At 52.4% G+C, this 20841-nt stretch carries 19 protein-coding genes; 18 read left to right on the top strand and 1 reads right to left on the bottom strand.

Annotated features, from left to right (window positions below; genetic code table 11):
* Positions 1-148 precede the first annotated feature (148 nt).
* Positions 149-304: a hypothetical protein gene (locus M0651_RS06595; protein ID WP_248551043.1), complete on the top strand. Its 156-nt coding sequence runs from the start codon at positions 149-151 to the stop codon at positions 302-304.
* A 100-nt stretch (positions 305-404) separates the two neighbouring features.
* Here M0651_RS06595 and lexA read toward each other — a convergent pair whose 3' ends face one another.
* Positions 405-1031 (bottom strand): transcriptional repressor LexA, encoded by a 627-nt coding sequence (lexA, locus tag M0651_RS06590; RefSeq protein WP_155605864.1) that lies wholly within the window; start codon positions 1029-1031, stop codon positions 405-407.
* Positions 1032-1234: 203 nt separating this feature from the next.
* Here lexA and M0651_RS06585 point away from each other — a divergent pair, with 203 nt between their 5' ends.
* The 17 genes from M0651_RS06585 to M0651_RS06500 all read left to right on the top strand — a co-directional run bounded on the left by M0651_RS06585 (position 1235) and on the right by M0651_RS06500 (position 20828).
* Positions 1235-1603, top strand: a complete 369-nt coding sequence (locus tag M0651_RS06585) for a LysM peptidoglycan-binding domain-containing protein (RefSeq protein WP_248551042.1) — start codon at positions 1235-1237, stop codon at positions 1601-1603.
* 163 nt (positions 1604-1766) lie between these two features.
* Complete coding sequence (locus tag M0651_RS06580) at positions 1767-1940, top strand: DUF896 domain-containing protein (RefSeq protein WP_178019407.1); 174 nt, start codon at positions 1767-1769, stop codon at positions 1938-1940.
* A 12-nt stretch (positions 1941-1952) separates the two neighbouring features.
* Complete coding sequence (locus tag M0651_RS06575) at positions 1953-2483, top strand: hypothetical protein (protein ID WP_248551041.1); 531 nt, start codon at positions 1953-1955, stop codon at positions 2481-2483.
* A gap of 45 nt (positions 2484-2528) precedes the next feature.
* The gene (locus M0651_RS06570) at positions 2529-3326 is read left to right on the top strand and encodes an HAD family hydrolase (RefSeq protein WP_248551040.1); all 798 of its coding nucleotides are present in this window, start codon (positions 2529-2531) and stop codon (positions 3324-3326) included.
* A gap of 57 nt (positions 3327-3383) precedes the next feature.
* Positions 3384-3797, top strand: a complete 414-nt coding sequence (locus tag M0651_RS06565; protein WP_248551039.1) for a FixH family protein — start codon at positions 3384-3386, stop codon at positions 3795-3797.
* A 246-nt stretch (positions 3798-4043) separates the two neighbouring features.
* On the top strand, positions 4044-7487 hold the full coding sequence (gene metH / locus M0651_RS06560; protein ID WP_248551038.1) for a methionine synthase: 3444 nt from the start codon (positions 4044-4046) through the stop codon (positions 7485-7487).
* A gap of 98 nt (positions 7488-7585) precedes the next feature.
* On the top strand, positions 7586-8524 hold the full coding sequence (rnz, locus tag M0651_RS06555) for a ribonuclease Z (protein ID WP_248551037.1): 939 nt from the start codon (positions 7586-7588) through the stop codon (positions 8522-8524).
* A gap of 217 nt (positions 8525-8741) precedes the next feature.
* Positions 8742-9542, top strand: coding sequence for a TIGR01457 family HAD-type hydrolase (locus tag M0651_RS06550; protein WP_372490892.1), 801 nt, complete (start codon positions 8742-8744; stop codon positions 9540-9542).
* A 21-nt stretch (positions 9543-9563) separates the two neighbouring features.
* Entirely contained in the window at positions 9564-10382 is an 819-nt protein-coding gene (locus M0651_RS06545; RefSeq protein WP_248551036.1) for an Fpg/Nei family DNA glycosylase, read from the top strand.
* Positions 10372-11226 carry a deoxyribonuclease IV gene (locus M0651_RS06540; protein WP_248551035.1) on the top strand — a complete coding sequence of 285 codons (855 nt, stop codon included), beginning with the start codon at positions 10372-10374 and terminating at the stop codon, positions 11224-11226. Before M0651_RS06545 ends, M0651_RS06540 begins: the two co-directional genes overlap by 11 nt.
* A gap of 60 nt (positions 11227-11286) precedes the next feature.
* Positions 11287-12666: a cyclic-phosphate processing receiver domain-containing protein gene (locus M0651_RS06530; protein ID WP_308195470.1), complete on the top strand. Its 1380-nt coding sequence runs from the start codon at positions 11287-11289 to the stop codon at positions 12664-12666.
* Positions 12667-12848: 182 nt separating this feature from the next.
* Positions 12849-14378, top strand: a complete 1530-nt coding sequence (locus M0651_RS06525) for a serine/threonine-protein kinase (protein WP_248551034.1) — start codon at positions 12849-12851, stop codon at positions 14376-14378.
* A 19-nt stretch (positions 14379-14397) separates the two neighbouring features.
* Positions 14398-15354, top strand: coding sequence for an SAF domain-containing protein (locus tag M0651_RS06520; protein ID WP_248551033.1), 957 nt, complete (start codon positions 14398-14400; stop codon positions 15352-15354).
* A 14-nt stretch (positions 15355-15368) separates the two neighbouring features.
* A complete protein-coding gene (locus M0651_RS06515) occupies positions 15369-16079 on the top strand; it encodes a hypothetical protein (RefSeq protein WP_248551032.1) in 711 nt (236 codons plus the stop codon).
* The gene (locus tag M0651_RS06510) at positions 16076-16918 is read left to right on the top strand and encodes a hypothetical protein (protein ID WP_248551031.1); all 843 of its coding nucleotides are present in this window, start codon (positions 16076-16078) and stop codon (positions 16916-16918) included. Before M0651_RS06515 ends, M0651_RS06510 begins: the two co-directional genes overlap by 4 nt.
* Positions 16919-16978: 60 nt before the next feature.
* Positions 16979-18748: a P-loop NTPase family protein gene (locus M0651_RS06505; protein WP_248551203.1), complete on the top strand. Its 1770-nt coding sequence runs from the start codon at positions 16979-16981 to the stop codon at positions 18746-18748.
* A complete protein-coding gene (locus M0651_RS06500; protein WP_248551030.1) occupies positions 18738-20828 on the top strand; it encodes a hypothetical protein in 2091 nt (696 codons plus the stop codon). The genes M0651_RS06505 and M0651_RS06500 overlap by 11 nt, the downstream gene beginning before the upstream one ends.
* The last annotated feature ends 13 nt before the right edge of the window (positions 20829-20841 follow it).

Below are 20841 nucleotides of genomic sequence, written 5' to 3'. Positions count from 1 at the left end.
TCACACTAAAAGCCGCAGGACGCTGGAGTAACCTCCAGACCTGCGGCTTTTTTTGTGTTTGGATTAACAAATTTTGGTTTTCAATAAACATGCCATGATTTACTTAGATCGGGACATCTTATAGATGAGATAAAGGAGGTTGAAATTCATGATCGTGACGGAATTGAAAAGATATCAACGTCGGCGATATCGGCTGAAACAGTGGTGGATTGCAGAACGCGCCGGATTTGGCTGGGGCACACGCGGCCGCCGCGAAAAAAACGGGTACAATCCGATGAACTTCCCGGATCTTGATTGGGATTAATAGGGGATGGCATAAGACGGATAAACCAAACAGGACGAAGTCGATATCCATCTATCGCGCTTCGTCCTGTTTAGTTAATCGCTGCTGCGTATTTAGTGAATTAGTGCAAGTCGCGGAACAGACCGACGACTTTACCCAGGATGGTTACATGCTTCAATCGAAGCGGTTCCATCGTTGAATTCTCCGGCTGCAGGCGGATATGATCTTTCTCCTTATAAAACGTCTTGACCGTCGCTTCGTCATCCTCCGTCATAGCTACAACGATCTCTCCGTTGTTGGCCGTCTGTTGTTGGCGGACGATCACATAATCCCCACTATGTATTCCGGCTTCGATCATGCTGTCGCCAACTACGGAAAGCATGAAGACTTCTCCGTCGGCTGCGTAGTGCTCGGGCAATGGAAAATAATCTTCAATATTCTCCGTTGCCGTGATCGGCATGCCTGCAGTTACCTTTCCGACGACGGGAACGCGGGCAATGCTATGTGCAAATAGATTGTAATTCTCCGACTCTTCTTGGCCTAGCAATTCGATGGCACGAGGTTTCGTCGGGTCGCGGCGGATGAATCCTTTCTTCTCCAGACGGTCCAGATGGCCGTGTACGGTGGAACTGGACGCCAATCCAACGGCTTCGCCTATCTCACGTACGGAGGGCGGATAACCTTTGGCGCGTACTTCGTTGCGAATGAATTCAAGAATGGCCTGTTGCCGGCTCGATACCTTTGACATGTACGGATCAACCCCATTTAGTAACGTTTGGAAAAATTATAACATAGAACTTCCGTTCGTACAAACATTAGTTCTAAAAAGAGCGGACAATACCTGAAAACAAAAAAATAAGAACAACCGTTCGAAAAACACTATTGAAACAAACAAATGTTCGTGTTATATTGATTACAGAAATCAGAACACTTGTTTGGAGTGATGGTTAAATGTTGAAGTATAGTTCCTATCAAAGCATCTACGAACAACCTTCTTTTCGTCGTCCTGTGGAGAGAAGATTACATATGAACACGTTCCTGAAGAGCAGATTATCCAAGATCGCCGTGCTTCTGATCATTCTCAGCATCACATGCACCGGTATGGTACAGGCGTTCGCAGCATCCAACGACAATACCGCAGCGGAAGAACAGAAATACGTTGTGGTTATGCCAGGAGACACCTTGTGGGAAATTGCCGTGGCGCACAAGCCTCAGGGTCAAGATACGCGAGTCTATATTCAGAAGTTGATGCGGACCAATGGGCTGGGAACCAGCTCGATTCAAGCCGGAGATACGCTAATGCTGCCAGCCAAACATTAGAGGTTCATCGAGGTTGTATTATATAGGAAGATCATGAGCTTGTCTTAAGGATACGGAGGGGTTGCCGTCGCCTTGACAAGCTCTTTTTCTCATGTCAAAGTATGAATTAATGCCCTGTGTTACACCATGGGGAGCATAGTATATATAGAAGTGGGAGGAACTTATGGACATTGATGCGTTGGTTAAGCGGATTAACGAGCTGGCTCGTAAAGCGAAGCAGGAAGGACTATCACAGGACGAGCTATTGGAAAGAGCCCAGCTCCGGGAAACGTATCTGCAAAACGTTCGCAGGAATTTTCGGCAACAGCTCGAGTCGATCGAGATTGTAGATAAATAGGGAGGAACAGGTATGGGTTCGTTTGATCGTAAAGTAGAACGTAATCAAGTTAGAATGAATAAGAAAGGCAAGGGACCCAAAGCCGGGCAGACGACCCGAAATTCACGGTCAACGCTTGGCGCAAAAGGAGAAGGCGACGTATTTAAAGGGCGCAATATCATTTTGCCCTTTGCTTTGTTCTTATTGGCTCTGCTGTATGGCAGCGTTGGGATCATCGGCAATTCTGCGGAAGTGAACTCGGTGCTGTATTGGGCGACGATCTTTTTGTATATTGTGCTGGCTTTGGCCATTTTCCTTCGCAAGCCTTATTTGCGCATTAACAAGAGCTGGCTGTACACTTCGAAATTTAATCGTGATCGTATGCTCGATGCCGGTAACATTAGCAAAATCAAGGTTAGCCGGAACAAGATTGTGATTGAACCGAAGACCCGGGAACCTAAGTGGGTGTTTTACCGCACACGCAACCGTTTCGATACGGAAGCGATGGCCACACGGTTGGAGCTGTATGCCAATACCCATCAGGTAAAGCTGGAAAGAGAATAAAACAGTTGTAAATCTAAAGCGATCGAACGGAGAGGGCTGGGACGAATGACGATCAAAGCGGTATGTTTTGACCTGGACGACACGCTGCTCTGGGATGAGCGGAGCGTAAGAGAAGCTTTTGCGGCGACATGTGAAAGCGCGGCGGCCAAGTCGGGGAAGTTGAATTCGGAAGAATTGGAAGAGGCGGTACGCCGGGAAGCCCGGAGCTTGTATGAATCCTATGAGACCTATCCTTTCACAACGATGATTGGTATTAATCCGTTTGAGGGGTTATGGGCAACGTTCTCTGCAGGGGAACAACCGGAATTTCGCCAATTGGAGCAGTTAGCCCCGATCTATCGCAAGGAATCTTGGCGGCGTGGTCTGCTTGCACTTGGAGTGGATGACGAGGAGTTGGCCGGCGTGTTGGCGGAACAATTCGGACGCGAACGCCGCTCCCGTCCTCACGTATATGAGGAAACGTTCCAGATTCTCAAGGAATTGAAAGGCAAAGTGAAGCTATTGCTGTTGACGAATGGTTGTCCGGCGCTTCAGCAGGAGAAGCTGGATGGGGTGCCGGAATTGGCACCGTACTTTGATGAGATCGTTATTTCCGGAAATTTCGGCAAAGGCAAACCGGATCCGTCTATTTTCCGGCATGCGTTGGAACGTCTGGCGATCGAACCCGGCGAGGGGATCATGGTTGGGGATAAGCTGACGACGGATATTAAGGGTGCGCTCAGTGTCGGAATGACGGCGGTTTGGGTTAATCGGGACGGCAAAACGTTAAGCGGTGAGATCGTGCCGGACTATGAAATCAAACATTTGTCCGAATTGCACGGACTCTTGGACAAGCTCGCTTAAGGCGGATCTAAGCTTTGATAGATGAGGCGTGAGCCGCGCGGAAGGGGGGGAATCTGTATGCGAAATCAGAGGATAACGGGGCTGTTCGCCACCCTCATGTTTATTTTGGTCGTCATCGCTGGATGCGGCAGTAACAAATCGACGTCTGCTCAGACGGACACGATGCTGGTACCCATACAAGTTGAGCTTGAGGTCGCGCCATCTCCCATCAAGACCGGGGATTCGGTGAAGTTTACCGCGAAAGTGACTCACCAAGGTGAGAATGTAGACGATGCGAAGGAGGTCATGTTCGAATTTTGGAACACGGCCGACGACAATGCCAAACATAACCAGGTTCAAGTTAAGAGTGCCGGGAACGGTACTTATGTGTTGGAGCATACGTTTGAGGAGCCGGGGACCTATGAAGTGATTTCCCATGTCACCGCGCGCGATCAGCACTCCATGCCATCGAAGCAATTTACGGTGGAATAAGCTCGCGACTTACCATGAAGTTTAGCTGCTGCACCCTGAGGGGGCAGCGGCTTTTTACGTTGAGGGGATTTCCGAATTTTCACAAAGGGTGAACTTCAGTTTGTTCGGTTTTTAATACTGAGTTGATCGATGGGATAACAATTCCTTAAATTAGGCGAGGAGAGCATTGAATTCGCCAACGTCTCTTTCCTTCAACGCTTTATTCTGTTAAACTAAAACGTAACGTTTTACGGGAGGGACATGATCATGAGTAAACCAAGCCTGCTCGAAAAAATGAAAGAACGAATATTAATCCTCGATGGCGCCATGGGCACCATGATTCAGCAGGAAGACCTGACTCCGGCCGATTTCGGCGGCGAAGAGCTGGACGGCTGCAACGAAATGCTCGTGCTCACCCGTCCGGATGTGATACGCGGCATCCACGAGAAATATCTTGCGGCGGGTGCCGATTTGATCGAAACGAATACGTTTGGCGCGACCTCTGTCGTGCTGGCTGAATACGATATTCCGCAAAGAGCACGTGAAATCAATTTGGCTGCGGCCAAGCTGGCAATCGAAGCCGCGGAAAAATATAGTACACCGGAACAACCTCGCTACGTGGTGGGCATCTTGGGACCAACGACAAAGACCTTGTCCGTCACCGGCGGCGTTACGTTCGACGAATTGACAGCCAGCTATGCGGAGCAAGCAGAGGCGTTGATTGAGGCTGGCGTTGATGCGCTGATGTTGGAAACCTCACAGGATACTTTAAATGTGAAGGCGGGAAGCATCGGGATCAAGCAAGCTTTTGCCAATACAGGAATTACGTTGCCGATTATGATCTCGGGCACAATCGAGCCGATGGGCACGACGCTGGCGGGTCAAAATATCGAAGCCTTTTACATTTCATTAGAGCATTTGAATCCGATCTCCATCGGTCTGAACTGCGCAACCGGGCCGGAGTTCATGCGCGACCATATCCGTACCTTGTCGGGGCTTGCGCAGGCAGCGGTCAGCTGCCATCCTAACGCTGGTCTGCCGGACGAAAACGGCACTTACCACGAATCTCCGGATTCGCTTGCTCAGAAAATGTCCGCATTCGCCGAGCAAGGCTGGCTGAACATTGCCGGCGGCTGCTGCGGAACGACGCCAGCTCATATCGCCGCGTTAGCGAACACGCTGAAGGATTATCAACCTCGGGAGCTGACAGGCAGCCATCTGCCGGCGCTTTCCGGGATCGAGCCGGTCTATATTGAATCGGAGAACCGTCCTTACTTGGTCGGTGAGAGAACAAATGTTCTGGGTTCGCGTAAATTTAAACGGCTGATCGTAGAAGGCAAATACGAAGAAGCTTCGGAAATCGCCCGTGCTCAAGTGAAGAATGGAGCGCAGGTCGTGGATGTTTGCGTGCAGGACCCGGATCGCGATGAAGCGGAGGATATCAAGAAATTCCTTGAACTGGTCGTCAAGAAAGTCAAGGTGCCGCTGATGATCGATACGACAGATCCGAAAGTACTGGATTTAGCGCTTCAATATTGTCAGGGCAAATCCATCATTAACTCCATTAACTTAGAGGATGGCGAAGAGAAATTCGAACTTGTCACACCGCTGATCCATAAATACGGAGCGGCTGTGGTTGTGGGTACCATTGATGAACGCGGGCAAGCGATCACCCGGGAAGACAAGCTTGAGGTCTCGAAACGTTCGCATGATCTGCTCGTTCATAAATATGGACTCAATTCGGAGGATTTGATCTTTGATCCGCTCGTGTTCCCGGTAGGTACAGGGGATGAGCAGTATATCGGCTCGGCCAAGGAAACGATCGAAGGGATCCGTCTGATTAAAGAGGCGCTTCCGAAAGTCCACACTGTGCTGGGAATCAGCAACGTGTCGTTTGGCTTGCCAGAAGCCGGTCGGGAAGTATTGAACTCGGTATTCCTGTACGAATGCACGAAAGCCGGGCTTGATTACGCGATCGTAAATACGGAAAAGCTGGAGCGTTACGCGAGAATTCCGGAAGAGGAGCGCCGTCTGGCGGAAGAGCTGATTTATCATACCAACGACGTGACGTTGGCTGCCTTTGTGGCCGCTTTCCGTAACAAGAAGGTCGAGAAGGTTGAGAAGTCCACTCAGCTCTCTCTCGAGGAACGTTTGGGTTCTTATGTTGTGGAAGGGACGAAGGAAGGGCTAATCCCCGATCTGGAGGAAGCGCTGAAGAAATACACCGCGCTTGAAGTAATCAACGGTCCTTTGATGGCCGGTATGGAAGAGGTCGGTCGGTTGTTTAATAACAACGAGCTCATCGTCGCCGAGGTTCTGCAAAGCGCGGAGGTAATGAAAGCATCGGTGGCCTACCTTGAACCATTTATGGAGAAGAACGAAACCAGCGTCAAAGGGAAAATTATGCTGGCGACCGTGAAGGGGGATGTGCATGATATTGGCAAAAACCTGGTCGAGATCATTCTCTCAAATAATGGTTACCAGATCGTCAATTTGGGCATAAAAGTACCACCGGAGCGCATTATTGAGGCGTATCGCAAGGAGAAAGCGGATGCGATTGGCCTTTCCGGTCTGTTGGTGAAATCGGCCCAGCAAATGGTGACGACAGCGCAGGACTTGCGCAATGCCGGTATCGACGTCCCGATCCTTGTGGGCGGTGCGGCGTTAACCCGCAAGTTTACCAAGACGCGGATTCGGCCCGAATACGACGGCATGGTCGTATACGCCAAGGACGCAATGGACGGCCTTGATTTGGCCAATAAGCTGATGGATCCGTCCGCCCGGGAGCAAATGCGTCTCCAAATGGAAGAGGAGAAAGAAACGGATCGGGCGGTTGCCGTTGCTGAACCTCTGCCTGAACTGACCCGTGTGGAGCGATCCAAAATATCGACGGATGCGCCGGTTTATCTTCCGCCGGATCTAGAGCGGCATGTGCTTCGCGATTATCCGATTGGTCATATCACGCCTTATATCAATATGCAAATGTTGCTGGGCCATCATCTTGGGCTTCGCGGTTCGGTGGAGCAGCAATTAGCCGCAGGCGAAGCAAAGGCGGTACAGCTGAAGGAAACGGTCGATCAAATCCTGCTGGAAGCGGTAACGGACGGCATCATTCGCACGCAGGCGATGTATCGGTTCTTCCCGGCGCAATCGTCCGGTAACGATATTCTTATTTATGATCCGGCCGAACCAGGCAAAGTGTTGAAGCGGTTCAGCTTCCCGCGGCAAAAGGTCGAACCTTACCTGTGCTTGGCAGATTTCTTGAAGTCCGTGGACAGCGGAGAAATGGATTATGTAGGCTTCCTGGTCGTCACGGCCGGCCAAGGTGTCCGGGATTTGTCCGAGAAGTGGAAGGAACAAGGCGACTATCTGCGTTCACATGTGCTGCAGGCGGTAGCACTAGAACTAGCGGAAGCTCTAGCAGAGCGGGTGCACCATATCATGCGGGATACCTGGGGGTTCCCGGATCCGGCGAACATGACGATGAAACAGCGGCATGGCGCACGTTATCAAGGGATTCGCGTGTCGTTTGGTTATCCGGCCTGCCCGGATCTCGAGGACCAACAGTTGCTGTTTGACCTCATGCAGCCAGAGGACATCGGCATCACGTTAACCGAAGGCTTCATGATGGAACCGGAAGCTTCCGTTTCCGCGATGGTTTTTGCTCACCCCGAAGCGCAATATTTTAACGTAGACAAAGCTGGGGTATAATCTCATAAAGAAGCTCCTTGGAAAACCCTCCGAACTTCGGAGGGTTTTGGTAATCTGTACGTCATGCGAACCATTCTAGCGTAAAGGACGATAAAGGCATGGAACTCTATTTTTTGGGGACGAACGCGGGGGTACCGTCTTTGGAACGGAATGTGACCTCAGTGGCTTTGCGTCTGCTGGAGGAGCGACGCTCTCTCTGGCTGTTCGATTGCGGTGAGGGCACCCAACATCAGATTCTGCGTTCACCGCTGAAATTAAGTAAATTGGAATTCATATTTATCACCCATCTTCATGGGGATCATCTCTTTGGCTTGCCGGGGCTCATTTCGAGCCGCGCCTATCAGGGGGGAGACACTCCCTTGGTCATTTTCGGTCCAAAGGGTTTAAAGAAATTCGTAGAGACGACGTTGTCGCTTAGTGAATCGCGTATTAACTATAAGCTGGAGATCGTGGAGCATCAAGGCGGCGTCTTGTTTGAGGATGAGACGTTTCGGGTTGAAACGGCGCTGCTGGAGCATCGGATTGACAGCTACGGCTATCGGGTGATTGAGAAGGATTTGCCCGGTAAGCTGGACGCCGCCGTGTTGGAACGGTATGGCATTCGTCCCGGACCGTTGTATGGCAAGCTCAAACGCGGGGAAAGCGTAGTGGCTCCGGGCGGAGAGACGCTGCATGCAAAGGATGTGCTAGGGGAACCCAAGGCCGGGAGGATCGTGACCATTCTCGGCGATACACGGCCTTGTAAGACTGTATTAACCTTGGCCGAAAACGCCGACTTGCTTGTGCATGAGGCTACCTTTCTGGATGAACTGGCGAAAACCGCCCACGATTATCACCACAGCACCGCCAAGCAAGCTGCAGAAGCCGCCAGGGAAGCCGGTGTACAGCAGCTGCTATTGACCCATTTCAGCTCACGCTATAAATCGGATGACCAGCTGTTACGCTTGCAAGAGGAAGCCCATGAGGTATTCCCAAACGCGCAGCTGGCCCGGGAGCATGTGCTATATCCGGTAGCGCGACGCTGCGGGAAGAAATAATTATTTTCCGGGAAAGCGCAGGAAATGACAGGGCGTTTCAAAGTTTGGCAAGGGAAAAAAGTCCTGTTACCACATCGTTCGTGTTGGTTCGACGCTGTGCGGCGGATCGAAGCTCTTTTTTGACAAAACTTCGGATGGGTAACGGAAAAATTTGCCTGATCCCGGGTTTCCTAGGTACAATAAAAGGTAACACCGTTGAATGGAAAGGATGAGAATTTTGCCAAAGGGTTGGAAGGCCTATCTCATTGATTTGGACGGCACTTTATATCATGGGCCTAAGATGATTCCCGGCGCGGACGATCTGATCTCTGCCTTGCGAGCCAAGCGGATTCCCTTTCTGTTCGTCACCAACAATTCCTCGCGGACGCCCGAAGAAGTCGCCGCGCATTTAGAGGCGATGGGTATATCGGCCCGGGCGGAGGAAGTCTGCACGTCGGCGGTTGCAGCGGCCAAGTCCATTGCCAAGGATCGGCCGGGCTGCAAGGTGGCGGCCATCGGTGAAGCCGGACTCACGAAGGCGCTCATCGAAGCTGGACTCCAGTTGACTTCGGAAGAACCGGACGTGGTGGTCCAGGGCATTGACCGCCAATTTACATATGAAACGTTAACTCAAGCTGCAAGGTGGATTCGGGGTGGGGCCCATTATGTCTTAACCAATCCCGACTTGCTGCTGCCCTCCCAGGAGGGTTTGATGCCTGGGGCGGGAACTCTATCTGTAGCCATTCAAGCGGCCACAGGCGTGAAACCTGTGGTGATTGGTAAACCGGCAGCGCCTTTGATGGATTTTGCCATTGCTAGGCTTGGATTAAAGGCTTTGGAAGTGGCGGTCATCGGAGATAATCTGCATACGGATATTGCCGCTGGGGTGAATGCCGGCTGCGGGACCATTCTGACACTCACCGGTGTCACGACGGCTGACAATCTGCCGGACTTTGTGAAATCTTCGGGCGTGTCGGCGGATGTATTATGCCGCGATCTGGCGGAAGTCAGAGCATGGATCTGCGGATCGAACTTATAAGAATGAAGGGAAAGATGTACCATGCCGGAATTGCCGGAGATGGAAAATTATCGAATACAGCTATCGCAACATATTTTGGATCTTCCGATTACTGAGGTGGTTGTAGGCCGGGAGAAATCGGTGAATTTACCAGCGGAGGCGTTTGCCCGAGAACTGCTAGGAAGACAGGTCATCTTCATCGAACGTCGGGGCAAGCATCTACTGTTCCATTTGGATAACGGACGAAGATTGCTGCTCCACTTAATGCTTGGCGGATTATTGTACCTTGGTTCCAAGGAGGACCGCCCGGACCGCAGCACCCAGGTCGAAATTACCTTTGGGGAGTCCCATGTGTTGTATTTCATTGGGTTGCGTCTGGGGCATCTGCATCTACACACCGCTAAAGAAGCCGAGGAATTGCTGTCCCATCTGGGGCCGGAGCTTCTGGATCGGCGGATGAACGCAGAGCGGTTTACCACGCTGCTTCGCAAGCGGCGGGGAAGTCTGAAGACGACGCTTGTTAATCAGGACGTCATTGCCGGAATCGGCAATTGTTACGCGGACGAAATTGCGTTCGCCGCCGAGCTGTTGCCGATGGCCAAGCTGCAAAATTTGAGCGATGAGGATTTCTCCCGCCTGTACCAAGCGGTCCGGGACGTGCTCATCGAGGCGACGGAGGCCGGCGGATATATGGAGATGCCGCTGACCAAGGACGACAAGCTGACTGGAGGATCGAACGAAACCTGCAGGGTGTACGAACGGGAGGGAGAGACCTGTCCGCGCTGCGGCGACCAAATCGTAAAAGCGGAAATGAACGGGCGCAAGGTATTCTACAGCCCCGGATGTCAGCATGACCGCTAAGGTGAAGGTAGGGGGACATTTCAGCATACGAGGCGGTTACTCTGGCGCTGCTAAGGCTGCGCTGCAACTCGGGGCCGGCGCTTTTCAGTATTTTCCGAAAAATCCGCGAAGCCTGACCGTGAAACCATTTGATGTGCGGGATGCGGAGCAGTGCCGAACGTTGTGCCAGGAACATGATCTGGTCTCGATCGCGCATACGCCTTATCCCAGTAATCTCGCCATTAGCAAGGACGCTGACGAGGACACCTATAACCGAGTAGTGACTTCGTTGCGCAACGATCTGGAAATTGCCGAAGCGTGCGGTTCCATTGGGATCGTTGTACATTTTGGCACATTTAAGTCAGGAAACCCCTTACAAGGATATCAAAATATTATACAATGTATTAATGATGTGCTCTCCGGCTGGCAGGGCTCGGCAAAGCTGCTCATCGAGAATCAGGCCGGTGATCACGGCGATATGGGGATGACGATCGAGGAGTTAGTCCAGATCCGCAAACTGTGCCGGGATTCGGAGCGCATCGGCTTTTGCCTGGATACCTGTCATGCTTTTGGGGCGGGGATGTGGTTAGGCGAAGGAGATGAAAGCTTCACGGCCAAAGCTAAGGAGCTTCAGTTTTGGGACGGTCTAAGTGCCGTCCACTTGAACGATTCAAGATACCCGGTATTATCGCGCAAGGACCGTCACGCCCGAGTGGGCCAGGGCCATATCGGTGAAGCTGGCTTTCGCTGGCTGCTGCAGATCGACGCGATCCGGAAATCCCCGCTGATTTTTGAGAGCGAAACCGGGGAAGATGGGACCTACAGAGAGGATATGGAGCGAGTGAGACGGTGGGCGGAGGCCTAGTGCTTAGAAGGCAACCTGACTCCGCTTGGAGTGAAATACTGCGGGAAAGGAAGAACACTATTGATTCATGTATATATGGACGATTTTCGCCGATGTCCGCAGGGATTTACGTTAGCGCGCACCGTCGAGGAGTGTCTGGAGCTGCTTCGTTTGACGGAAGTAGACATTTTATCGCTGGATTACGATATGGGGCCTGATGAACCTACCGGTACGGAAATGGCGGCCGCCATGGTTCGGGAAGGACTTTTTCCGCGAGAAATTTATCTTCATACCTCCAGCATCTCCGGAAAAAAAAGCATGTATGAAATTCTGTACCAAGGCTTGCCGGAGCAAGTACAGTTGCATAATGGACCGATTCCGTTCGAACGGTTGGAGGAGATCGCCCGTAACTGCAAGGTGCCGCCCCATTCGAAATGGATATGCACGGCCAATCACGGCTTTGCGCCCTACGCTCAGGAGGAGCTGCGCCGCATGTTCGGTAGTGTGAAGAGCACCATGCTTGTTCCCGGTGAAGTCTTTGCGGCTTCGCTGCAGGCGATGCCGGAAGACGTGCAGCACCGGCTCCGTCAGGCTCCGCCGATATTTCTGCGACACACCTTCCTGGTCGATTGGGAGTGGTGTCCGGGGGAAACGGAGGAAGTGAAGCCGGAGGATTGGCTTGAACCGCTTCGGAAATATCTGATGGCCGACTTCCGGCTCCCTGGAGCCAAAATTGCAGTGCAGGCGCGCAAATCGGAAGATGGGCTGTGGTCAGGAACAGCGCTGGAGCTGAAGGATCGTCTGCAGGAAGATCTAAACGACGTTTCCGTTGCGGATTTCGTAGTGCGGGATGCCGATTGGATCATCTCGGTATTTGCGGGAGCAGATCGGGTTTACGCCGGTGTGGCACATCCGCAGGATAACCTATCCGATTGGAGCGGCGGTGCAATTCGCTTCCGCAAGGAGGAGGGGCAAATCTCCCGGGCGAAGTTCAAGCTTCTGGAGGCCGAATCGGCCTTCGGTATTCCGTTTGAGTCGTTCCGCGAAGCGCTGGATATCGGTGCGGCACCGGGCGGTTGGACCTCGTTCCTGCTGGAACGCGGCCTAAGCGTAACGGCGGTGGATACGGGGAAAATGCACCCCTCGTTGTTGTCATCTCCCAAGCTGACGTTCCTGCAGCGGAATGCGAACCGAGTTAAATTCAAGGAGAATCAATTTGATCTCCTGGTGTGTGATATGAGCTGGAGTCCGAAATTGACAGCTAAACTCGTAACCGAGCTGTTGTATTCGCTGGTTCCTGGGGGAACGGTAATTGTGACGGTGAAGTTGCTGACGAAGAAACCAATGGCGCTAATCCAGGAGGTCACCGACCTATTTCAGGAGGCTCGGCTTCAAGTACAGCGGGCGAAGCAGTTGTTTCATAACCGTGATGAAATCACGCTCTATATGATTAAGTATTAATGGCGTTAATTAATGGCTTTGAAAAATAGTGCTTTACATTTGACGCCAGCCGTCCTATACTAATTCCAAAATTATACAATGTACCGCAGTAGGGAAAGCATCCCTTGTCATTTCATCTTGGCCGAGAGGTCAAGGAATGACGAGGAGGCTTTCCCTTTTTTGCGTTCAGGAAAGGAGGAGTTATGGCGAGATTCGTTCCCAAGATCGCGCCGGGCGGCTTGTTGGCCGGACGCTACAGGATTGAACAAATCCTCGGGCAAGGCGGCATGAGCCGGGTTTATTTGGCCGAAGATCTGAAGCTGCCGGGGAAGTCTTGGGCTATAAAGGAATGCTTGACCGTGCCTGGAGAACCCGTATCCGTTGCCAAGGAGGTTAAGCTGTTAATTCAACTGAATCACCACCGATTGCCGCGGATCGTCGACTTTATTGATCCCGATGAAGACGGTTATTCCTATATCGTCATGGATTATATCCAGGGCGTTCCCTTGGACCAATTCATCCGAGCGAGAGCAGGGCGGCTTCCCATGGAACTGTTAATTCGGTTCGGCCTTCAAATGGCCGAAGGCCTGCGGTATTTGCATCGACATGAGCCTCCGGTCATCCATCGGGACGTTAAGCCAGCCAATCTACTCGTTGATGACAAAGGAGAGCTTCAGTTCGTGGACTTCGGGATTGCCCGCACCTTCATAGACGGCAAGACAGAAGATACGGTGCAGCTCGGGACCGTCGGCTTTGCGGCCCCGGAGCAATACGGTGATCGCCAAAGCGACGCGCGTACCGATCTATATTCCCTGGGCGCGGTCCTACTTTATATGGGGACGGGGGGACGCTTTCCGGTTTGGACTCCTGAGGCTGCGTCGGCTTTACGCAACCACGGGTGTGAACGTCTAGAGCCCATCGTAACCCGACTGCTGCAGGCCCGGCCCGAAGACCGCTTCAACTCGGCCGAAGAGGTGAGTGAAGCTCTAATTGCACTGCTGCGCCGACAGTCTGAAGCGACCAGGCCTGTGATTCCGGGGTCAAACTCCAAGACGCATGAGGATATTATTGAGAACCGCGGTCGTCCGGTGTTGGTCAGCGTCCTCGGTGCCTCAGCCGGAGCAGGCACGACTCATACGGCCATTGCGCTCGCCCACCTGTTGGCTCGCTGCATCAAGAAGGTTGTAATTGTGGAGATGGATCCCAAGTCTTTGGCGTTTCTCCGTTTGGCACAGCTTTTGGATGAGGAAGCATCTGCGGCAAAAGGGAAAACAGGGAGGCGATTTCGCATCGGACATGTGGATTATGCCAAACTGTCCGCTCGTTCGGATTTCATTTCGTTACTGTCCGAAGGTTACGGTTGCATCGTCTGCGACCTGGGTACCGGCCGCAGCAAGGAGCTGCTTGAGGAATTCCGCCGCGCGGATCTTTCCATCATCGTCGGAGCTGGTGCGGAGTGGAAGGCCGAGGAACTGGAACGTTTCGCTGGAACCTTATGTTCAATAGAGCAGATTCCGCCAACCTGGAGGTTCTGTGTGCCTTTCGCTTCGTCTTCCGGCTTGCGGCGGATCCGCAAGTCATTACACACCAAGAACGTGTACGGCCTTCCTGCGGATCCGAATCCGTATGATCCTGGGCCTTCGATGTCTCACGCTCTGCAGGAAGTTTGCGAGAACCTGTTGACGAAGCCCAAACGGACGAGCTTCCGATTCCTGGTGAAACCCAAAACATAGAAGGGATGTGGATTGACCTATGCCAAGATTCAGGCAAAAAACGAAACAGCTGCTGCTAGCCGGATTTATCGGGGTTGTTGTGGCTGGAGCTGCGTTTACGAGCTATGCGGTTGTGAGGGACAGACACGTTCACGCCGCACGTACTGCCATGGTCCAGGATTATGAAGCCCGGTTAGCCGACTTACAAGATCAGGTACAGCAACGGACGATTCAGGGATGGGTACCCACGCGGGATATTCCTGCCGGAAACCGTATCGGGGCAGGCGACCTAAAGCGGGTGGAACTGCCTGCTGACAGCGTTCCTGCAGATCTTCTGAAAGCACAGGAAGCAATTGCGGGGAAATACGCGAAAATATCGCTCCGTTCGTTAACGCCTCTGACGGAAACTTTGCTGTATGAAGAAGAACCGATCCCCGCTGATTTGCGCTGGCGGGAAATGGCGTTCGTCCAGCTTCCGAATGCTTTGAAGGAGAACGACGTCATCGACATCCGTATTCAGTTTCCGACCGGTCAGGACTACATTCTGTTATCCAAGAAGAAGGTGGAGACCCTGAACACCGAAACGTTGACGGTGACGCTTGGTGAAGCGGAGATTCTCTCACTATCAAGCGCGATCGTAGACGCTTATTTACATAAAGCTTCGATCTATGCACTCGCCTATGTTGAGCCAAATCTGCAAAGCAAACCGGTGCCGACGTATCCGGTTAATAAAGGGGTCATGGAGTTGATCCGAAAGGACCCGAATATCGTACAGAAGGCGGAGCAGTCGCTTCGTCTCAGCAACACGGCGCGATCCGGCTTGGAAAGTGATTTATCCTCGATGTCTCCGCAGCGAGCTTCTGAATTTGCGAGCAACCAGACACAGATCATACGTTCGAATTCCCAGGTTCAGGACGGAAACATCCCACCTGAGAGTCTCGTAGCGGACGGAACGTCGGTGGAATCCGATCGTTTTGAGCTTAATCCGGGGAAATGAGAGGAGAATATGACGTGAAGCGATGGTTATTCGTGGGGAAAAGCGATAAACGCGACCTTTTATTGTATCTATGCAGCGTGTTGGCTGCGGCCGGCTCGAAGGTCCTGCTCACCGACGGAACGGAAAACGGCAAATACCGCTATTCGATCGGTGAAGGAGATTCGTATCAACCGCTAACGGAGTTCTACGGATTTGATGTAGCAACGGGGACTACAGGCTTCGTAAGTTCGATGTCCAATAAGGATGGCGAGGAGAAGTCCACCGCCTACGATTATGAACTGCATGATGTTGAAACTCTTAACGGTCTTACTCCCGAGTTGTTTACCTCCGCAGATGAAATCGTCTGGGTGACGACATTTGATCGTTACGAGGTAGAGGCAAGTAGACAGTGGTTTCACAGCTTGTTCCATCTCTGGCCTCAGCTTTGCGGGTTAACCCTGCGGCCCGTCTTTATCCGTACGGTCGATAGTAGCGTAAACAGCCGGTTTGTTCTGAGCTTATTAGATGGTCTTCCAGTGGAATGGTGCTCCGAGGCGTTATGCATTCCATGGAACGAATCGAATCTCGCTGCTCAGCTGGAGAATGATCATTCCCAGCGACTGCGCCTTGGGAGTCTCTCCCGCTCTTACAAAAGAGCGCTTCGCCATTTGCTGCGCGAGCTGGCAAGCTGGGATCAAGCCATCGTGAAGCGGGCCGTACGCCAAGCGGCAAGGAGGCAGGCATGAGCCGACTTGTGTTTTGGGACGGTGGATTTGGCGGAGCTGCAGAAGCAGCCGTAGCCACCGCGATAACGTTAGGTCTGAGGCTTCCGCAGCGGTTGCTTCTGGTCAATGAAGGACCTGCCGAATCCGGCATAGAGGAGGGATTGCGACACACGGTCCGCCAACACGGCTCAACCTACGGGGAGGAGGCGATCCCGGAGCATGGTCTCGATGCACTTCTCCGCCTGCAAGCGAGCGGACGCCTTACACGGAGCAATTTTACCGATTATACGGTTCCATTACTGCGCGGTCGCCTGGATCTGGTATGCGGGACACGTTTGGCCGATACGGCTTGGAGGGAAGCCGAACAGAAGGGCGTCGCCGAGGTGCTGGCGATGGCGGACCAAGTATACGATGGACTGATCCTTTATGCGCAAGGTCAGCGGTTAAACGAGGTGTTGCAGAATCAACGCGAAGGCGACGTGTTCGTGGCGGTGCAACCGCATCGCCTGGGAATCCTGGATGAGCGCTTTGCATATATGGCTTCAGGCCAGGGCGATCACAGGAAGAATTTAATTGTTGCCATTTCGCCCTTTGATCTCCGTTCCCGCTGGAGTCTAACCAATTTGAAGCGACGGTATCCATTCTCGCTGCCTATGGTCGGTCTTCCGCATCATACCGAGTTCTCTGATGCTTGGAATGATCGAAACATCTTGACGTATTTTCGTCAAAATCCGCTGTTACTGAAACGGGGCGGAGAACGCGAACTATTGCTCAAAGGTTACCGCAAGCTGGGGGAGATGCTGATGGAGTTTGCGGCGAGTGCAAGCCCTTCCGTATCTCCGACAGAAAAGGGGGCGTAGGGCTTGAGCGGATTAACAAACGGGTTATGGATTACGCTGCTGTTACTCACCGTGTTCCTCATGATTTGGCGCAAAGCCCAAACGGCAGGGGCAAAGGCTCACGATCGTTTGACTGGCCAGGATCGATACGAGCTTTCGGTCATTACGTCCTACATCAAGGAAAGGCTGTATGAACTCAGCCGCTCGGTAGGTAATGATTGGGGGATCAGCGAGGACGCTTGGAACCGCAAAGCGAAAGTTCGGGCAGAGCTCCGCCAGGCACTTCGTGGATGTACGTACGGAGACCCGCAGGATAAACAGTATATTAAGGCGTTTATCCGCGACATCCTGGTGGGCGATTATGGGATCAACGAACATCATATCGACCGGATCCTGCCGTTTGATCGCAGGGAGCTATTAACCGTCCAAGATCGCTTTGATATCGTATTGTACCTTTACAAGCAACGGTATGGTGCCGAAGGATTAGCTCAAATGATGGAAGATTATTCGCTGGATGAACCCAAACTTCCTAAGACAGTTGACGGTTCGCCGGTCTATGAAATGACCGGGGAAGACGTTAATCGCATCTTTTTCCTGGAATACCGCATGCTTACGTTTCAAGAGAAGTTAGACCTCGTCGTCCAGCGCGTTTACCAAATGTATAAAGGTTTCTCGGTGGTGGATGAGCTTCGGGAAATGCGGATCGACGGACTAAGCGGCGGGGTGAGCGGGATTCCGAGCGGGTTTGCAGCGAGGGAAACAACCCATGGGCTGGACCATGAATTCGGTGCGGGCAATCAAGCCATGTCTGACGTTGACATGGACGGTGAACAAATCACTCACGCTTGGGACAGCGTCTGGATCTTCTACAAAGGGAAGAGCATCCGCTTGGCCTTTCTGTCCTTCGGCAGTGAAGCGGAACTTAAACGGGTTTGTCAGAACATCTATAAATTTAACCTGCCCGGTCAATTGTCAGAGGTTAACGGGTATAAGGTGAACGAAATGAAAGACGGTTCACGGATTGTAGTCGTTCGGCCGCCTTTTGCGGAGACATGGGCGTTCTTCGTCAGGAAGTTCGATATTCCCAGCGCTTCGTTGGAGCACTTGATCCAAGGCGATCAGGCCGAGCTCCCGCTGGGGTTGCTGAAGTATCTCATGAAGGGAAGCCGGATTACCTCGATCACCGGTTCGCAAGGCTCGGGCAAAACTACGCTGCTGATGGCGATGATCAAGCATATTTACGCCTCCTATACGCTTCGCGTACAAGAAATGTCTTTCGAGCTTCATTTACGGCGTCTGTACAGCGGACGGAACATTTTAAGCTTTCGGGAGACCGATTATGTGAGCGGGCAAGCTGCGTTGGACTTACAGAAGAAGACGGACGGTACCGTGCATATTCTCGGCGAGGTTGCGACAGACGAGGTTGCCGCCTGGATGGTGCAAATGGCGCAAGTCGCCAGCTTATTCACCTTGTTTACGCATCACGCCAAAACGTTCCGTGATTTAATCGAATCACTGCGCAACTCCCTGCTGAAAACCGGTGTGTTCCGTGACGAAAGAATCGCTGAAATGCAAGTGGCCTCGGTCATCGACTTTGACATTCACTTGCGTCGTGATATGACGGGGAAGCGTTATATTGAACGGATCACGGAATGCTGCCCGCGGGAGTCTCTTCATCAAAGCGGCTATGAGGAACGGGTGATCATGGAGTATCGGAGTGGGCGATATGTGGCCGTTCAGCCAATTACGCCTAAGTCTCGCGAGGCTATGGCCCGAGAGATGCTGCCGGAAGACACGGCGGATTTTGAGCGGTTTGTCGGCTTGTATTGGGGGGAGACCGTTGGAGCTTAAGACGATCCTGCTGGTGGTGTTAGTCATTTCCTTGAGTGGTTGCGCTGGATTATATGTCATCAGCCAGTTGCTCGGGAGAAGGGAAGTCCTGTTGTGGTCGGATGCCGGGAGTGGGGGCGGAACGTCTTCCCAACAACCTCTACGCTGGATGAAGTTGTGGATCTCTTCGTTCTTGCTTAAGTCGTATGCCGTGTGGATGAAGGTGTTGCCGCTAAGGTATTATGCCGGGAAAGTTCGGATGCGCTTGGCGGTCATTTACCCTTATGACGAGCTGGAACTCCGGCGTCAAACAATGAAATTCGCTTATGGGATCACTGGGACGTTGACCGTATCGATCACAGCGTTGACCGTATTGAATCCCGATGCGGTATTCTTGTTGTCAATGCTCATCGTCGCCGCCGTCCTCCAGGGTTTAATCCTAGACGGTTATATCAATCGATTGGAAACCAAGCTGCTTGAGCAATTGCTCGGTTTCTATTCCGCCGTCCGGCATGCGTATCATCGGCATGGCATGGTGACAGACGCGATTGAGGAAGCGGGTGAGACGACGGGCCAAGAAATCGGGGTTCATGCCCATTTGATCAGCGAGGCCCTAGAAGACTCCGATCCGGACAATGCGCTGGAGAAGTATGTTGAAACGGCGCCAAGCCGATATTTGAAAGCCTTCGCCGGCATTTCCCGGCTGGTAGCGGAATATGGGGATCGGAAACGCGCGGAGGGTTCTCTGTATCTACGCGGCATTAGCCGCTTAACCGGTGAAGTTCAATTAGAGCTGATCCGAAAGAAACGACTGGATTATCTGTTAAAAGGGCTGCATGTGATCGCTTTGTTGCCGGTCTTTTTTACGAAGCCTATTGAGATGTGGGCGAGGGGGCATTTCCCGCTCATGGATTCGTTTTACTTGAGCAAGGCGGGGATGTTGATCAAAGCCGGTCTGTTTCTAACGATTCTGCTCAGTTATGTGTTGCTGCAAAAGCTCAAGAGCGAAGAAGAAACGCCCTATCGAGTTAAGCCGGCGAACAGGCCGTGGGAAGCGAGAGTGTATGCGCATCGAGTTCTTGGTCGTGTCTGTCGCCCGTTTGTCCCGCCGGTTGATTCCATGGCCAATCATCGGATCTCTCAATTGCTAAAGGAGACGAACCATCGGCTGCGGATCGAATGGTTTCAGGTCAGGCGGATGAGCGCGTTTGTCCTTAGCTTTGTCGTAACTCTATGTGCGTTCCTGATGCTCCATCATCTTGCACAGCAGCGAATAATGACCGAACCTCCCGCCGCTTCTTCCTTTTTTGGAGCCTTGCCGAAGGATGCGATTGATACCGGGCGCCTGGAGGCTCAAAGGGATGCTGCGGTGATGCGGGAAATGGAGATGTCGGGGACAGCCGGTTATGATGCAATCGCTCTCTCCGTCGATACTTTGCAAGCGAACTTCGGGGGAGGGGGTTCCCGTGAAGAGATATCCGAAGTTGCACGGCGGATCATGGACAAGCTGCAGCGGTGGAATCGGGAATACCTCAAGTGGTGGGAGGTCGGCCTCGCGATTTTAGCCGGATTCGTCGGGTACCAGTTGCCGCTGTGGACTGTGCAATTTCAACGTTGGATGCGGTCGATGGATATGCGTCACGAAGTCTATCAGATGCTAACGATGATCGCGATCCTGCGAGAGCTGGAGCGGATCTCCGTAGAAGAAATCCTGGAGTGGTTGGCCTCTTATGCCGTGATTTTCCGGATCCCCCTGCAAAAATGCCTGCTGAATTATGGTCATAACCCGGAGGATGCACTAGTGGAGTTGAGGAAGGTGGTTGTGCTGGAGGATTTCCAACGCCTGGCGGATAAACTGCTGCTGGCGTCGGAGAAACTTACGGTCGCCGACGCCTTTGATGATCTCGACAGCGATATGTCCTATCAATTTGAGCGGCGGAGGCTGGATTACGAGAAATCACTGGAGGTTAAAGCCGGATGGGGCCGAATGATCGGTTTTACCCCTATGTATGCGCTAGTATTCGCCTATTTGGTGATTCCGCTGATCTGGATGAGCTTTGAACAGATGAGCTTGTATTTTGAACAACTACAAAAATTGTGAGGATTAAAGGAGG

It is taken from the genome of Paenibacillus mellifer (assembly GCF_023195895.1).
GTDB lineage: Bacteria > Bacillota > Bacilli > Paenibacillales > Paenibacillaceae > Fontibacillus > Fontibacillus mellifer.
Note: the sequence above shows the minus strand (reverse complement) of the source record. Positions and strands in the feature narration are given on the sequence as shown.

Excerpts from the sequence above, each read along its gene's own strand:
- M0651_RS06595 (WP_248551043.1), top strand. The coding sequence starts at position 149 with ATGATCGTGACGGAATTGAAAAGATATCAACGTCGGCGATATCGGCTG.
- lexA (WP_155605864.1), bottom strand. The coding sequence starts at position 1,031 with ATGTCAAAGGTATCGAGCCGGCAACAGGCCATTCTTGAATTCATTCGC.
- M0651_RS06585 (WP_248551042.1), top strand. The coding sequence starts at position 1,235 with ATGTTGAAGTATAGTTCCTATCAAAGCATCTACGAACAACCTTCTTTT.
- M0651_RS06580 (WP_178019407.1), top strand. The coding sequence starts at position 1,767 with ATGGACATTGATGCGTTGGTTAAGCGGATTAACGAGCTGGCTCGTAAA.
- M0651_RS06575 (WP_248551041.1), top strand. The coding sequence starts at position 1,953 with ATGGGTTCGTTTGATCGTAAAGTAGAACGTAATCAAGTTAGAATGAAT.
- M0651_RS06570 (WP_248551040.1), top strand. The coding sequence starts at position 2,529 with ATGACGATCAAAGCGGTATGTTTTGACCTGGACGACACGCTGCTCTGG.
- M0651_RS06565 (WP_248551039.1), top strand. The coding sequence starts at position 3,384 with ATGCGAAATCAGAGGATAACGGGGCTGTTCGCCACCCTCATGTTTATT.
- metH (WP_248551038.1), top strand. The coding sequence starts at position 4,044 with ATGAGTAAACCAAGCCTGCTCGAAAAAATGAAAGAACGAATATTAATC.
- rnz (WP_248551037.1), top strand. The coding sequence starts at position 7,586 with ATGGAACTCTATTTTTTGGGGACGAACGCGGGGGTACCGTCTTTGGAA.
- M0651_RS06545 (WP_248551036.1), top strand. The coding sequence starts at position 9,564 with ATGCCGGAATTGCCGGAGATGGAAAATTATCGAATACAGCTATCGCAA.
- M0651_RS06540 (WP_248551035.1), top strand. The coding sequence starts at position 10,372 with ATGACCGCTAAGGTGAAGGTAGGGGGACATTTCAGCATACGAGGCGGT.
- M0651_RS06525 (WP_248551034.1), top strand. The coding sequence starts at position 12,849 with ATGGCGAGATTCGTTCCCAAGATCGCGCCGGGCGGCTTGTTGGCCGGA.
- M0651_RS06520 (WP_248551033.1), top strand. The coding sequence starts at position 14,398 with ATGCCAAGATTCAGGCAAAAAACGAAACAGCTGCTGCTAGCCGGATTT.
- M0651_RS06510 (WP_248551031.1), top strand. The coding sequence starts at position 16,076 with ATGAGCCGACTTGTGTTTTGGGACGGTGGATTTGGCGGAGCTGCAGAA.
- M0651_RS06505 (WP_248551203.1), top strand. The coding sequence starts at position 16,979 with ATGATTTGGCGCAAAGCCCAAACGGCAGGGGCAAAGGCTCACGATCGT.